The organism is Pseudoalteromonas sp. meg-B1, from assembly GCF_003173795.1.
Classification (GTDB): Bacteria; Pseudomonadota; Gammaproteobacteria; order Enterobacterales; family Alteromonadaceae; genus Pseudoalteromonas; species Pseudoalteromonas undina.
The window spans coordinates 47,602-61,246 of record NZ_QGQU01000009.1; the positions used below are offsets into that span (position 1 = coordinate 47,602).

Annotated in this window: 15 protein-coding genes; 8 read left to right on the forward strand and 7 right to left on the reverse strand. The window is 41.6% G+C overall.

All coding sequences use genetic code 11. The annotated features are described in order from the left end of the window. Positions 1-40 precede the first annotated feature (40 nt). The 4 genes from trkA to def all read right to left on the reverse strand — a co-directional run bounded on the left by trkA (position 41) and on the right by def (position 4,281). A complete protein-coding gene (gene trkA / locus DK924_RS18270) occupies positions 41-1,417 on the reverse strand; it encodes a Trk system potassium transporter TrkA (protein ID WP_054202928.1) in 1,377 nt (458 codons plus the stop codon). An 84-nt stretch (positions 1,418-1,501) separates the two neighbouring features. After that, positions 1,502-2,797: a 16S rRNA (cytosine(967)-C(5))-methyltransferase RsmB gene (gene rsmB, locus DK924_RS18275; protein WP_109875838.1), complete on the reverse strand. Its 1,296-nt coding sequence runs from the start codon at positions 2,795-2,797 to the stop codon at positions 1,502-1,504. Next, a complete protein-coding gene (gene fmt / locus DK924_RS18280; RefSeq protein WP_109875839.1) occupies positions 2,790-3,743 on the reverse strand; it encodes a methionyl-tRNA formyltransferase in 954 nt (317 codons plus the stop codon). The genes rsmB and fmt overlap by 8 nt, the downstream gene beginning before the upstream one ends. A 31-nt stretch (positions 3,744-3,774) precedes the next feature. Further along, positions 3,775-4,281: a peptide deformylase gene (gene def / locus DK924_RS18285; RefSeq protein WP_008112927.1), complete on the reverse strand. Its 507-nt coding sequence runs from the start codon at positions 4,279-4,281 to the stop codon at positions 3,775-3,777. A gap of 119 nt (positions 4,282-4,400) precedes the next feature. Here def and DK924_RS18290 point away from each other — a divergent pair, with 119 nt between their 5' ends. The 6 genes from DK924_RS18290 to hemF all read left to right on the forward strand — a co-directional run bounded on the left by DK924_RS18290 (position 4,401) and on the right by hemF (position 9,311). After that, positions 4,401-5,522 (forward strand): LysM peptidoglycan-binding domain-containing protein, encoded by a 1,122-nt coding sequence (locus tag DK924_RS18290; RefSeq protein WP_010392750.1) that lies wholly within the window; start codon positions 4,401-4,403, stop codon positions 5,520-5,522. Between the two features lie 28 nt (positions 5,523-5,550). Next, positions 5,551-6,642 carry a DNA-processing protein DprA gene (gene dprA / locus DK924_RS18295; RefSeq protein WP_010392754.1) on the forward strand — a complete coding sequence of 364 codons (1,092 nt, stop codon included), beginning with the start codon at positions 5,551-5,553 and terminating at the stop codon, positions 6,640-6,642. Between the two features lies 1 nt (position 6,643). Further along, the gene (locus DK924_RS18300) at positions 6,644-7,117 is read left to right on the forward strand and encodes a DUF494 family protein (protein WP_010392756.1); all 474 of its coding nucleotides are present in this window, start codon (positions 6,644-6,646) and stop codon (positions 7,115-7,117) included. A gap of 111 nt (positions 7,118-7,228) precedes the next feature. Then, positions 7,229-7,804 (forward strand): type I DNA topoisomerase, encoded by a 576-nt coding sequence (locus DK924_RS18305; RefSeq protein WP_010392760.1) that lies wholly within the window; start codon positions 7,229-7,231, stop codon positions 7,802-7,804. A 23-nt stretch (positions 7,805-7,827) separates the two neighbouring features. Continuing rightward, positions 7,828-8,391 carry an L-threonylcarbamoyladenylate synthase gene (locus tag DK924_RS18310; RefSeq protein WP_008112915.1) on the forward strand — a complete coding sequence of 188 codons (564 nt, stop codon included), beginning with the start codon at positions 7,828-7,830 and terminating at the stop codon, positions 8,389-8,391. Positions 8,392-8,393: 2 nt separating this feature from the next. Then, the gene (hemF, locus tag DK924_RS18315; RefSeq protein ID WP_010392766.1) at positions 8,394-9,311 is read left to right on the forward strand and encodes an oxygen-dependent coproporphyrinogen oxidase; all 918 of its coding nucleotides are present in this window, start codon (positions 8,394-8,396) and stop codon (positions 9,309-9,311) included. Between the two features lie 46 nt (positions 9,312-9,357). Here hemF and DK924_RS18320 read toward each other — a convergent pair whose 3' ends face one another. Next, positions 9,358-10,962: a methyl-accepting chemotaxis protein gene (locus DK924_RS18320; RefSeq protein ID WP_054202938.1), complete on the reverse strand. Its 1,605-nt coding sequence runs from the start codon at positions 10,960-10,962 to the stop codon at positions 9,358-9,360. Positions 10,963-11,064: 102 nt separating this feature from the next. Next, positions 11,065-11,502, reverse strand: a complete 438-nt coding sequence (locus tag DK924_RS18325) for a group II truncated hemoglobin (RefSeq protein WP_010392770.1) — start codon at positions 11,500-11,502, stop codon at positions 11,065-11,067. A 52-nt stretch (positions 11,503-11,554) separates the two neighbouring features. Between DK924_RS18325 and aroE the strand changes: the two genes are divergently transcribed. Together aroE and DK924_RS18335 are read left to right on the forward strand one after the other, a co-directional pair. Beyond that, on the forward strand, positions 11,555-12,379 hold the full coding sequence (aroE, locus tag DK924_RS18330) for a shikimate dehydrogenase (RefSeq protein WP_010392772.1): 825 nt from the start codon (positions 11,555-11,557) through the stop codon (positions 12,377-12,379). Next, the gene (locus DK924_RS18335) at positions 12,376-12,630 is read left to right on the forward strand and encodes a DUF1488 domain-containing protein (protein ID WP_008467093.1); all 255 of its coding nucleotides are present in this window, start codon (positions 12,376-12,378) and stop codon (positions 12,628-12,630) included. Before aroE ends, DK924_RS18335 begins: the two co-directional genes overlap by 4 nt. A 1-nt stretch (position 12,631) precedes the next feature. Here the strand turns inward: DK924_RS18335 and DK924_RS18340 are convergent, their stop codons facing one another. After that, positions 12,632-13,171, reverse strand: coding sequence for a gamma carbonic anhydrase family protein (locus DK924_RS18340; protein WP_010392775.1), 540 nt, complete (start codon positions 13,169-13,171; stop codon positions 12,632-12,634). Between the last annotated feature and the right edge of the window lie 474 nt (positions 13,172-13,645).

Sequence of the window (13,645 nt, forward strand, 5' to 3'; positions counted from 1 at the left end):
TTTACTTACAAGCACGTTGTGAATAAAAAGGAGGGATTACTTATAAAAAGATTGCGCTAACTTGGAATAACTTTTCAACCACGTTAATGTGCTTTTTATCAATTAAGAACATAATTACATGATCGCCTGATAGAATTATCGTGTCGTCGTGGGCAATTAGTACATCGTCATTACGTACAATTGCACCTATTGTGGTACCTGCTGGCAATTTAATATCTGCAATCGCGCGACCCACTACTTTAGATGTGTTTTCATCACCATGGGCAACTGCCTCTATGGCTTCTGCAGCCCCTTTACGCAGTGAATACACGTTTACAATATCGCCTCGGCGCACGTGCGTAAGTAACGCAGAAATAGTCGCTTGTTGTGGTGAAATAGCAATATCTATTTCGCCGCCTTGTACTAAATCAACGTAAGCACCTCGTTGAATAAGCACCATGGTTTTTTGTGCCCCCATGCGTTTTGCGAGCATGGCCGACATAATATTCACTTCATCATCGTTAGTAACGGCAATAAAAACATCAACTTGTTCAATGTGTTCTTCTGAGAGCAGCTCTTGATCGGACGCATCACCACAAAATACCACGGTGTTGTCGAGCATTTCAGAGAGTTGCTCTGCGCGCTCTTTACTGCGTTCTAATAATTTAACGCTGTGGTTTCTTTCCAGTGAACGGGCTAGGCCTGCACCAATATTACCGCCACCGGCTATCATAATTTTTTTGTACGAGCGCTCCAGTTTTTGTAGCTCGTTCATTACCGCACGAATATGTTTGGTGGCGGCAATAAAAAATACTTCATCGTCGGCTTCTATTACAGTAGTACCCTGCGGTTTTATTGCCTTACCTTGACGGTAAATAGCGGCTACCCGGGTTTCTACATTAGGAATATGTTGCTTAAGTGTAGATAAGGCATAGCCTACCAATAAACCGCCATAGTAGGCTTTTACAGCTACTAAAGAGAGCATGCCGTCGGCAAATTGTAGTACCTGCAATGCACCAGGGTAATCTATCAAGCGGCGAATATATTTAGTTACGAGTGCTTCTGGGGCTATGTAATGATCGACAGGTAAATCATCATTATGAAAGAGTTTTTCGCGGTATTTTAAATATTGCTCAGAGCGAATGCGGGCAATTTTGGTTGGCGTATTAAATATACTGTAAGCAACTTGGCATGCCACCATGTTTACTTCATCTGAGCTGGTTACGGCGATAATCATATCGGCATCTTCAGCTCCTGCGCGACTCAACACGTCAGGGTGGGCGCCGTGGCCTGCAACACCTTGTAAATCGTATTTATCTTGCAGTTCACGCAAGCGGTTACCGTCGATATCAACTACGGTTATTTCGTTTTGTTCACCCACTAAGTTTTCTGCGAGTGTGCCGCCAACTTGCCCAGCACCGAGTATGATTATTTTCATTATGTACCCGTATTATTAATACTAATTACATCAAAATAATAACTACCTCAAAAGCGAGGTAGTTAAATGTGTTGCGTGGCAATACTAGGCTTTTTTAACTAATTTAGCGTAGTAAAAACCGTCACTTTCACCTGGTAACAGCTGTAAGCCTGGTGTGGTTTTTGTGTCTTCGCTGTGCAGAGGAATATGCTCCACATCGTCGTTATTAGCTAAAAACTTAGCAACTTGTTGTTGGTTTTCTTGAGGAAGTACCGAGCAAGTTGCATACACTAATGTGCCGCCTGGTTTTAACAATGGCCAAATGCTATCGAGTATATCGCTTTGTAGGGTCGATAAGTCGTTAATGTCGGATGCGCGACGTAGCCATTTTATATCTGGATGACGACGAATTACGCCCGTTGCAGAGCAGGGTACATCTAACAAAATACGATCAAACTGATCTTCATCCCACCAAGTGTGAGGTTGCGATGCATCACCACATTGTAAGTCGGCGCCCAAACCAATTCGTTCTAAGTTTTGTTTAACACGTTCTAATCGTGTGGCATCGCTATCAAGCGCGAGCACATCTGCATCGGCAAGCTCTAAAATATGGCAGGTTTTACCACCAGGCGCTGCACAGGCATCAAGTATTGCATCACCATTTTGTGGGTCTAGGTAGCGAGCTGCAAGCTGCGCTGCCGCATCTTGTACTGAACAAGCACCGGTATCAAACTCAGGAAGTGAAAACACATCGCGTGGTTTGCTTAGTTTAATGCCATCAATAAAATCAGGGTTTAGAGTGTGTTCAATATCGTTAGCGGTTAGCATTTCGCTATATTCTTGGGTGCTAAACTGCGATTGATTCACTCGCAGCCACATTGGCGCTTGCTGTTGGTTTGCTTCTAGAATGTCTTCCCAGTGATCTGGATAGGCTTCTTTTACTTGCTTTATAAACCAGTTTGGATGGTTGTATAAACATACCGGAATTTGTTTGGCTTTTTCTTCAAGCTCAACTTGCTGACGTTGAAAGCTTCGTAAAATGGCGTTAATAAGCCCTTTTAAGCCAAGAGCGCGCAATTGTTGTAACGCATTAACCGTTTCGCTAATTGCTGCATGCGGCGGTACACGCATGTGTTGTAGTTGGTAAATGCCCACATACAATAAAAACTGGAAAATACGACGTTTGCCTTTAAGCGGTTGCTCGACTAGATGCTGGCAATAATTTTCTAGGCTAGGTAAGTAACGTAATACTCCGTAGCAAATTTGCTGCAGTAAGGCTTTATCTTTAGGTGATAGGCCTTGGCTAGCGAAAGGAAGTTCTTGATTAAGCGATGCGCCTTTATCAACCACGTTATATAAAGTTTCAGCGGCTAGCGCTCTGACATTGCTTACATTACTCATTATTTTCGCCTAATACAGTGCCGGGTGTGACCCAATCGCTACGACCGTTTAAAAAATCATTAATTGCCATTGGCTTTTTGCCTTGTGGTTGTAATTCGCCAATAGATAAAGCGTGTTTACCACAAGCCACAACGATACCGTTTTTATCACTTGCTAAGACAGTGCCAGCTGCGCCTGATTGTTCAACCACATTTGCTTGGTATATTTTTACCGTATTACCACTCATTTGGGTAAAGCATACTGGCCATGGGTTAAAGGCACGAATGTTACGCTCGATTTGCTCGGCATCCATAGACCAATCAATGTTGGCTTCGTCTTTTGAGAGTTTTTTAGCGTAATTGGCATCGCTATCGTTTTGTGGTTCAGGCGTTATTTCCCCGTTGGCTAAACGATTTATGGTATCGATTAATGCATCAGGCCCGAGTTCAGCAAGCTTAGTGTATAAGCTGGCACTGGTTTCAGTATTATCAATAGGGCAGCGGCTAATATGCAGCATATCGCCGGTATCTAGCCCTTCATCCATTTGCATTATCGTTACACCAGTTTGCTGATCGCCTGCCCAAATAGCACGTTGAATAGGTGCGGCACCACGCCAGCGAGGTAAAATAGAACCATGCACATTTAAACACCCTAAACGCGGGGCATCTAAAATGGCTTTAGGTAAAATTAAACCGTAGGCAACCACAATCATAATATCGGCATTGAGGCTATTTAATTCCTCAAGTGCTTCATCTGTTTTGAGAGATTGCGGCTGAAAAACAGGGAGGTCATGTTCTAGTGCAAGCGCTTTTACTTCACTGGCTTTTAGTTTTTTTCCGCGACCCGCTGGACGATCTGGTTGACTGTAAACGCCCACAATTTGGTGTTCACTATTGATGAGTGCTTGCAGATGGCGTGCAGCAAAGTCCGGCGTACCGGCAAATATAATGCGTAATGGTTGTGTCACTGAGTTTCCTAATTATTTACTAAGGTGCTTATTATTGCGCTGCAAACTTCGCTTCTTTTTCAAGCTTTTTACGGATGCGTTGGCGCTTTAATGGAGATAAATAATCAATAAATAATTTACCTTGAAGGTGATCAAGTTCATGCTGAATACAAATCGCTAATAATTCGTCGGCATCAAGAATAAACTCTTTACCTTCTTCGTTGAGTGCAGCCACGGTGACGGTTTCTGCGCGATCAACTTTTGCGTACGAGTGAGGAACTGATAAACAGCCTTCTTCGCTCACGGTAGAGCCATCTTTTTTGATAATTTGTGGATTGATAAGTACTAGCGGTTCATCGCGCTCTTCTGATACATCGATCACCACAATACGTTGATGAATATCAACTTGCGTAGCAGCAAGTCCAATACCATTTTCATCGTACATAGTTTCTAGCATATCTTTGACGATTTCACGTACTTGGTCGTCAACAACAGTTACTTCTTTTGCGATTGTACGTAAACGTTCATCTGGAAATCTTAAAACTTCTAACCTAGCCATAGTTACCTTTTACACTTATGCTTAAATTTAGGGTATCGTATGTTCTTATTTTAGCCATTCACGTTCCCCTTTAACAGGTTTTGATTAATAATAATGAAAAAACACTATGAGGAAGCTCAATGAAATCTCCATTCATTGCAATAATACTTGCATTAGGTGCTGCTTTTCCTGTTCTAGCAGATGTACTAACTATAAAAAAAGACGCTCCTAAACAATACGTTGTAAAAAAAGGTGACACGCTTTGGGATATCTCAGCGATATATTTAAACGAGCCGTGGCTTTGGCCTGAGTTATGGCAAATGAACCCGCAAATAGACAACCCTCATCTTATTTACCCGGGCGATGCGTTAGCATTAATTTACGATGCAGACGGTAATCCGCGTTTAGTGATTAATAAAGCGTATAGAAAGCTATCACCTATGGGGCGTATTACACCTAAAGGGAAAGACGCTATCACCACGTTACCGCTTGAGTTGATTAAACCGTATTTGTCGTTTGAACAAGCGATAAACAGCGATACGATAAAAGAAAAACCCTACATTTTGGGTGCAAACGAAAATACCAAAACCCAAACAATCGATCATATTTTATATGTTAAAGGTAACTTAAAGCGCAATCAGGCTTATGCTATTTACCATGAAGGGGCGCCTTACACCGATCCTAAAACAGGTGAAAAGCTAGCGAGTAGAGCATCTTATGTGGGTATGGCTCGCGCTTTTAGAGCTGGTGATGCGGCTAATGGTGAACCTGCCTCAGTCAGAGTTGAATCAGTTAAGCGCGAAATCAAGCAAGGTGATTTTTTATTACCCGCGATGGAAGGACAGATGCTGCCGGTGTATTTTAATATGCATCGTCCTACCCAGCCGTTGCAGGGTCATGTAATTGCCTCTCCCCGTGAAGTGAGAGAATTTAGCACGATGGATGTGGTGGTGCTAAACTTAGGCTCTGAACAACAAGTTGAAGTAGGTCATGTAATTGATATTGAACGTCAATCACCTAAAGTAATTGATGGCGCTCGAGGTCCGCGTTATACAGAAGACTCAAGTCGTTTAGAAAAACTAGTATCCGCTACTAGCGAGTTGTTTGGCTCAGAGAGCGACGAAGATAGCATTACGTGGAAAATGCCAGCCGAAAAAGTTGGTGAAATGATTATTTTTAAAGTGTATGACAAAGTTAGTTATGCACTCATCACTAAAAATCAGTACCCAATTCGCATTGGAGATTTAGCAGTAATTCATTAAGTAGCGAGTCGGTGTTCTAGGAGGGAACATGGAGCAATCGTGTGGCAAGTTAAATCATTGGCTTGCCTTATACTTATGCAAGGGGTTAGGGATTAAAACGCTCTTAGCCCTGTCTAAACAATACAGCTTAGCATCGCTGTTTTCTTTATCGCATGCTGAGCTAGTTAGCTTAGGTTTAACGGCTCATCAAGCTAGCAATTTACTTAATACTAATTGGCAGCAAGTTGCACATTATGAGCAGTTGATCAGCCAACAAAACATTATTGTTATTAGTATTTTTGATACCACCTACCCAGAACACCTCAAACAAATAGCTAGTGCGCCATTATTACTTTTTTGTAAAGGAAATATCAGCTTGCTGGCTTCGCCGCAAATAGCCATTGTTGGCAGTCGAAACGCAACGACTACGGGGCTTGAAATTGCTGCTGAGTTTGCGCATCAGCTAACGCTTGCTGGCATAACAGTAACCTCTGGTATGGCGCGTGGCATTGACGGCGCTGCCCATAAAGGAGCATTGGCAGGAAATGGTAAAACCATTGCAGTGCTAGGGACAGGCGTTGATATTTACTATCCCAAACGCCATAAGTTACTCACAGAGCAAGTATTAGCAACAGGCTTATTGGTTAGTGAGTTTTTGCCTGGTACGACTGCCAATGCGCACAACTTTCCACGGCGCAATCGTATTATTTCAGGGCTCTCTTTAGGCGTTTTAATTGTTGAAGCCGAAATTAAAAGCGGCTCATTAATTACGGTACGTTACGCGCTTGAACAAAATAAAGAAGTTTTTGCGGTACCCGGTTCAATTAAAAATCCGCTTGCACAAGCTAGCCACTTTTTAATTAAGCAAGGTGCTAAGCTGGTTGAGAACGTCGCAGATATCCTTGATGAGATGAACTTTTCATACCCTTCTGGTCTAAACTATAAAGAGTTAACTGATGCTGTAACCTCAGATTGCGAGGTACTTAATAGTATCGGGTTTGAGGTGACCAGTGTGGACGATATTATGCGTCGAGTGCAGTGGCCAATTGATAAAGTACAAGCGCGATTGCTTGATTTAGAGTTAGACGATCAAATTGAGCGAGTATTAGACGGCTATATTAAATTAAGCGCTGGAGGATAATATGTTTGATATTCTTATGTATTTATTTGAAAACTATGTTCACAGCGAAAGCGATGTTTTTGTTGAGCAAAGTAAGCTTACTGATGAGCTACTGCGCGCTGGGTTTAACAAGCCGGAAATAAACAAAGCTATTGACTGGTTAGATCAACTTGCCGCATTACAATATAGTAATGAGTCGCCTTATTTATTAGCCACTGAGCAGCATGCAGTGCGAATCTTTACCGATAGCGAGTGTCGAGTTCTTGATACTGAATGCCGTGGCTTTTTAATGTTTGTTGAACAAACCGGCGTTATTAATAGCACCACTCGTGAAATGGTGATGGATCGTTTGGCGGCGCTTGATAATTCAGCCATTACTTTAGAAGATTTAAAATGGTTAATTTTGATGGTGTTATTTAATGCCCCTGATTCTCAGCAGGCGTATGAGCAAATGGAAGATCTTATTTTTGATGAGCCTAGCGAAGTGTTACATTAACCATTATTGGGTGTTTTATTATTTTCAGCGTTAACAAACCGACCGCCATAGCTTGTATCTTTAAGGGTTTTGGGTATATTAGGCGAAAATTCACCAACCACTAGGATTTACATGAGTAAAATCGATCATTCACTTTTCTCGGCCAATAAACACGCCCTAGAAAAAGAATATGAGATATGCCCGCAATGTGGTTCAGAACTCGTCATTCGTAATAGTAAGTCGGGGCCTTTTTTAGGCTGCGCTAGTTACCCAAAGTGCGATTTTATTCGCCCGCTTGCCCATCATGATAGCAATGAAATAAAAGTACTTGAGGACAGCGAGTGTCCAGAGTGTAGCAAGCCGCTGGTGGTGAAAAATGGTCGCTACGGTATGTTTATTGGTTGTACGGGTTATCCTGAATGCCACTATATTGCCAGTGACGATGACGACACCCCAAGTGAAGAGCCTGTGGTTGGTTGCCCTAAATGTAAAAAGGGGCATTTAGTTTCACGCAGTAATAAGTTTGGTAAAGTATTCTATTCCTGCGACTGTTACCCAAGCTGTAAATATACGCTTAATCATAAACCTGTAGCTCAAGCGTGCCCAGTATGTGACTGGCCAGTTGTTACTGAGAAAAAAGCCGCGAGTGGCGTTGTGTTACAATGTCCACAAAAAAGCTGTATGCATAAGTTTGCTGCCACTGAATAACGTAAATATCTCTGGAGACAATTTTGTCTGACCTTTCTTCTTTATCTGCTGCAATAACAAGCTTAGAAAACGGCGATGTTATTTTATACCCAACCGAAGCTGTTTATGGTTTAGGTTGCGATCCTGACAATCAACAGGCGGTGGAACGTTTACTTGATATTAAACAACGCCCAGTTGAAAAAGGGCTTATTTTAATTGCTGACAATTACGGGCAATTATTAAAGTACGTGGATGATGCTAAGTTGCCCATGGACAAGCGCGCTGATATTTTTTCAAGTTGGCCTGGTGCTATTACCTGGGTTATGCCTGCAGCTAAAACCACGCCGAAGTGGTTAACAGGGCAATTTGATACTATTGCAGTGAGAGTAACTAACCATCCTACAGTTAAACGTTTATGCCAAGAGTTTGGTAAACCATTGGTATCAACAAGTGCAAATTTAACTGGTCAAGCAACGGTAACAAGTATTGTTGAGGCGCAGCAGCAGTTTGCAGAGCAGGTTAGTTTTTATGTTGATGAACCATTAGGTGGTAATACACAACCAAGCACCATTAAAGATGCCACAACAGGCAATATATTCAGAGGTTAACTATGCAAAGCGAATTATTAAAACAAGTAAAAGCCTACTTTATGGCTTTGCAAGATACCATTTGCCAAGGCTTAGAAGCAGCAGATGGGAAAGCACAATTTGTTGAAGACAGCTGGCAGCGAGAAGAGGGCGGCGGTGGTCGTACTCGCGTTATCACCAATGGTAATGTGATTGAGCAAGGCGGAGTTAATTACTCTCATGTATTTGGTGCCTCTATGCCGGGCTCTGCGACTGCACATAGACCTGAACTTGCAGGACGTAGTTTTCATGCGTGTGGTGTATCGTTAGTGATTCATCCTAAAAACCCACATATACCAACAAGCCATGCCAATGTACGCTTTTTTATTGCCGAAAAAGAAGGTGAAGAACCGATTTGGTGGTTTGGTGGTGGTTTTGATTTAACCCCGTTTTACCCTGTACTTGAAGATGTAGTGCATTGGCACCAAGTTGCGCACGATGTGTGTCAGCCATTTGGCGATGATGTTTATCCAAAATATAAAAAATGGTGTGACGAATACTTTTATTTAAAACATCGTGATGAAACCCGCGGCGTAGGCGGCTTATTTTTTGACGATTTAAATGAGTTAGGTTTTGAGCAAAGCTTTGCATTTATGCAATCGGTGGGTAATGGCTTTTTAGATGCTTACGTTCCTATTATTGAACGTCGTAAAAACGATGAGTACACCGAGCAGCAGCGCGACTTCCAATTATACCGCCGTGGTCGTTATGTTGAGTTTAATTTAGTCTGGGACCGTGGCACATTGTTTGGTTTACAAAGCGGTGGCCGTACGGAATCTATTTTAATGTCGATGCCACCTTTAGCCCGTTGGGAGTATAACTATACCCCAGCCGAAGACAGCGCAGAGGCATTACTATATAAAGATTTTTTAAAGCCTCGAGATTGGTTAGCACTGGGCTAAGAATGATATGCCAGTCAATAAGCTACTTATTGACTGGCTTTTAAAATTATTGTTTAAGTTTAAAACTGCGTACCTGCTCATCTAACGAACGAGCTAAATTGAGTAACTCTTCACTGACTTTTTGATTTTCATCGGCATCCACTAATGATTGCTCGGCGTTATCGCTAATACCAACAACACTTATATTTATTTCTTCAGCAGCTTGGTTTTGTTGCTCTGTTGCATCGGCTATTTGTATATTGAGCTCATTTATTTCATTCATTTGCCCTGAAATATCTTTTAAAGCTTGTGCAACTTGCTGTACTTGTTGCGCTCTTTCGTCTGCCTCTGCACAGGACTCCCCCATGGTTTTAACGGTTTGCGCGGCTTCTGACTGCAGCTTATCAATTGTGCGACGTATTTCATCAGTAGATGCATGAGTTCGAGTTGCTAAAGTACGTACTTCATCAGCAACAACGGCAAAGCCTCGGCCAGCTTCACCTGCACGGGCAGCTTCAATGGCAGCATTAAGCGCTAATAAATTTGTTTGCTCGGCGATACTGCTGATCACCTCAAGTACTTTTCCCACTTCAAGCGTTTGCTCTTGTAGTTGTCTCACTTGATCTGCCGCTTGGCGTACATCTTCTGCTAACTGATTGATACTGAGTTCGGTTTGCTCAGCAACCTGCATGCTTTGTTGTGCTAGTTCATTACTGTTCTCAGATTTTTCTTGAGCAAAATGAGTGGTGTTTCTTACTTCATTGGATGAGCTTTCTAGCTCATTAATGGCTGCGGCCACCGAATCGGTACTTTTCTTTTGTTCTAAAATAGCGCGCTCAGTGGTATCGGCCGAGGTATAAATTTTCTCTGCTGAATGAATAAGTACTTTTGAAGAGTGAGATACCTGAGCAATATTATCTTTAAACGTAGCAATCATTTGGTTAAAGCTAGTGGCAAGCCAGCCGAGTTCATCTTCGGCGTTATCTTCAATGCGTAAGGTTAAATCTTTATTGGTAGTGGCTAAGTGCATTGCATGGCCGAGCTTTTTAAGGCGCACTATAAATATTTTTCTAAACACTATACCTAGCAGCACAAAGGCAATAATAAAAATAGTAGAAAGTAGGCTGGTGGTTACTAAGGTGTTGTAAGTTACCTCATTATCAATATCAGCTAAGGAATAACTAATTTTTACCACGCCTAGTACATCGCCTTCTTGCGCTTGGTGGCAGCCTAAACAGTTAGTACCTTTATAATCAGAGCTAGCATACATAGGACGTAGGTAGGTCATACTGCGGCTATCGGTGTTTTGCTCTATAAATAAGCTTTCTTTACCCTTTAGTGCTTCGCGTTCGTTGTTATTACTTGCTGTTTGGTTTTTATTTCCGGCACCATACAGATTATTAACTATATCGGAGCGAATAATATGAGCATCTTCTATATTAGGGTGTTTGCGTAGCTTTTGGCTCAATAATTCTCGATTAGCCATAGTACCGGTTAGCATCATGGTGTTTATTGAATCAAAATAATTATCGGCAAGCAGCTTAATGTTTTCTGCCACCGTATCTTGGGCGAGCGTGCGCTGTTGGCTAGCACTACTAAAAATACTGGCTATTAATACAATAACGCCAGTTAGAGCTAATAAAGCATAAATTTTATGTTGGATTGATTTCACACGCGCCACGCTTTTCTAATTATTTGATAGGGTATTATCTATATTTTAGAAAAGCGGATTTTGACTTAGCGCAAATAATCCCCAATTAAAGAACGAGGAAGGTTAATGCTGGTTAATCATATGGCTGGCAAGCTGAGCCAGTGATTGACGTAAGCCTTCGCGTAACACAGGGTTATCTATTTCTATATCTAAGGTCTTATTCATGCAATACATCCACTGATCACGTAAGTCTTGATCAATAGGGAACGGCATATGACGTTTACGCAGCATCGGATGGCCATGCTTTTCAACAAATAGGTCAGGCCCACCAAGCCAACCGGATAAAAACTCAAAAAATACTTGGCGAATTCTGTCTAATGGTTGAGGATGCATATCATATAACGGTTTAGCGTATTCATCGCTGGCCATTATGTCGTAGAATCTATTAGCAATTGCACGCGTGGGGGCTTCTCCACCAATGATTTCATACGGGGTTTTATCTGGCGTAGGTGCTTGCGTAGTTGTAGACGGCTTTGATCTTGAAAAGAGTCTTTTAATCATAAATTTATCATCGTTAATAGGCAGTACTAAAACTGCGAAGAGGTTGTTTAAAATGGACAAATATGCGGTTTTTGGAAATCCAATCAAACATTCAAAATCTCCCATTATTCATCAGCAGTTTGCAAAATCATTGGGAGAGCAAATCGACTATCGCGCAATATTAGCACCTATCGATGGATTTGAAAAAACAGTCGCTGCTTTTTTTGAGCAAGGGGGAAAAGGCGCCAATGTCACTGTTCCTTTTAAAGAGCAGGCTTTTGCTTTAGCCGATGAACTCACCCCAGTTGCCAAACTGGCAGGCGCAGTGAACACCCTTAAAAAGCGCGATGATGGCAGTTTACTCGGTGATAACACTGATGGCACTGGTTTTGTTAACGACTTACTGACCAATAAAATAACGATAACAGGTAAACGCCTGTTGATCATTGGTGCGGGTGGCGCTGCTCGAGGAGTGATCTTACCTTTACTAGAGCAAAATCCCGCAGAGATAGTTATTGTTAATCGCACAGTACACAAAGCCCAAACATTGGCAAAGCTCTTTACTGGGCATGGCAATGTTTCGGGATATGGTTTTGACGACCTTCCTTTTACTGATTATCATTTAGTTATTAACTCAACCTCGAGCAGCATGAATAACGAATTACCTGCGTTAAGCGAAAAGCACTTAAGCACATGTGAAATGGCTTATGATATGTTTTACGCCACGCAAAATACGCTATTCATGAATTGGGTCAGCGAACACAATAAAGCAGCTAAGCTATTAGATGGCAGTGGCATGCTAGTAGGGCAAGCCGCCCAAGCTTATTATGTATGGCGAAATAAAATGCCTGAGATTGTTCCTGTTATTACTGCACTAAAGCAGGGAGTGCTTAAATGAATCAAGCAATACAGTTTATAGATCGACTCGAATTTAGAGAGCCAACTCATCAATTAGTTTTTTTTGCACAAGTAAATGGCATGCTAGTTGAGTGTGTGATTGCTGTCAGTAGTTTAAATTTAGCCGATGAGAGTCATGCAACGCGTTATTTTGAGCAATACCGTTTTGATTATGAAGAACGTGCCGAGCAGCTTATTGAAGATGAATGCTATAACTCGGCAGGTCAAATAGAAGTGAGTTTAGTTAGTTAAATTAACTAGCATCTTCAGCTAAGTATTCATCTTTAAGCTGCACGTAATTATCAGCAGACACTTTTAAAAAGCTCAGCTCTTGCTCTGTTAATGGGCGAGCTTGTTTTGCTGGGCTACCTACATATAAAAAACCAGATTCTAAACGCTTATTAGGGGGTACTAAAGCACCGCCACCAATAATTACCTCATCTTCTACAATCACATTATCCATAATAATAGCGCCCATACCCACAAGTATACGATTACCTAATACGCAGCCATGCAGCATTACCTTATGACCAACGGTTACATCATCACCAATAATAAGTGGGTAGCCGTCTGGATTATTCTTTGTTGCTCTTGATAAGTGTAAAACGCTGCCATCTTGTATATTAGTACGTTGACCAATACGAATATGGTTAACATCACCGCGGGCAGCAACTAACGGCCATACACTGCTATCATCACCTATAGTGATATCACCGACTAATACAGACGACTCGTCTACATAAACAGATTCATTAAACGCAGGAGTGATTCCTTTATAAGAACGTATTGCCATATATGCACCTTTAAATTAAACATATTAAGAGTATTAGTGTAACAGTAGCGCTTATTTTAGTGCCAGCAAAGCCTATATTGATTATAAAACTACCAGTTTCACCTGCTTTCGTTCAGATACTAACCGAACAGTGTGTTTTTTTAGTTTTTCTTTAAAAAAGTACTTGCGTAAAAATCTGTTCTCCCTATAATGCGACCCCACTGAGACGGGGAACGCCAACGCATAGCGAGGCACGAACTACTCAGAGAGTTAAATAAAACTTGAGTTTAAATCATCGTAAGAAAGTTTAAAATTAAGTGTTGACTCGAAAAATAAAGGATGTATTATACGCATCCCTAGCGACAACGTCGCAACGTTCTTTAACAATATAAAGCAATCATCTGTGTGGGCACTCGTACAGATTGAGTTCTAACAGCCAAGCTACTTAGGTAGTGAGGCAAACAAATTTAGAGTCTCAATTGAAACTGAGTGACC